The organism is Lactobacillus sp. C449L, from assembly GCF_059900815.1.
The window spans coordinates 1-416 of sequence record NZ_JBWXGA010000372.1 but is presented as its reverse complement, the minus strand read 5'-3'; the positions used below and the strand labels follow the sequence as shown (position 1 = coordinate 416).

Annotated in this window: 2 protein-coding genes; one reads left to right on the top strand and one right to left on the bottom strand. The window is 68.3% G+C overall.

The window, feature by feature from the left end; translation table 11 throughout:
• Positions 1 to 10 precede the first annotated feature (10 nt).
• Positions 11 to 136 carry a hypothetical protein gene (locus tag AC2JF9_RS09845; RefSeq protein WP_500727412.1) on the top strand — a complete coding sequence of 42 codons (126 nt, stop codon included), beginning with the start codon at positions 11 to 13 and terminating at the stop codon, positions 134 to 136.
• A 1-nt stretch (position 137) separates the two neighbouring features.
• On the opposite strand, the gene AC2JF9_RS09840 is transcribed toward AC2JF9_RS09845, so the two are convergent.
• On the bottom strand, positions 138 to 407 hold the full coding sequence (locus AC2JF9_RS09840) for a BrnA antitoxin family protein (RefSeq protein WP_500727410.1): 270 nt from the start codon (positions 405 to 407) through the stop codon (positions 138 to 140).
• Positions 408 to 416: the final 9 nt, after the last annotated feature.

Genomic DNA, 416 nt, shown 5'->3' with positions numbered 1-416 from the left:
CCCCTACGGCATGTCGGGCGCGCGCCTCACCGGCCACGCGCTGCTGGAGGGCAGGCGCCGCGGCGTCAGATATGTCGTCGTCACCATGTGCGTCGGCGGCGGCATGGGCGCGGCGGGGCTGTTCGAGGTGCTGTGACCTAACCCTCCCCCACGGCCTTCCGCAGCATATCGTTGAGACGGGTCTGCCAACCGGGCCCGCCCGCGCGAAACCGGTCGAGCAGGTCCTTGTCGAGCCGGAGGGTCACCTGCTCCTTATTCGACCCCTTCGGGCGACCGATCGCCGCCTTTGTGCGAGGGAATGCGTCAAGAACGTGAAGGGGGAGGTGCTCCGGGCCTTTAGCCCGCGCGAAGTCGGCTTCAGTCCATTCGGGATTTTCGTCCCTCGGGCGAGGGTCTCGCTCAGCCATAGCGGCGCA

Excerpts from the sequence above, each read along its gene's own strand:
- AC2JF9_RS09845 (WP_500727412.1), top strand. The coding sequence starts at position 11 with ATGTCGGGCGCGCGCCTCACCGGCCACGCGCTGCTGGAGGGCAGGCGC.
- AC2JF9_RS09840 (WP_500727410.1), bottom strand. The coding sequence starts at position 407 with ATGGCTGAGCGAGACCCTCGCCCGAGGGACGAAAATCCCGAATGGACT.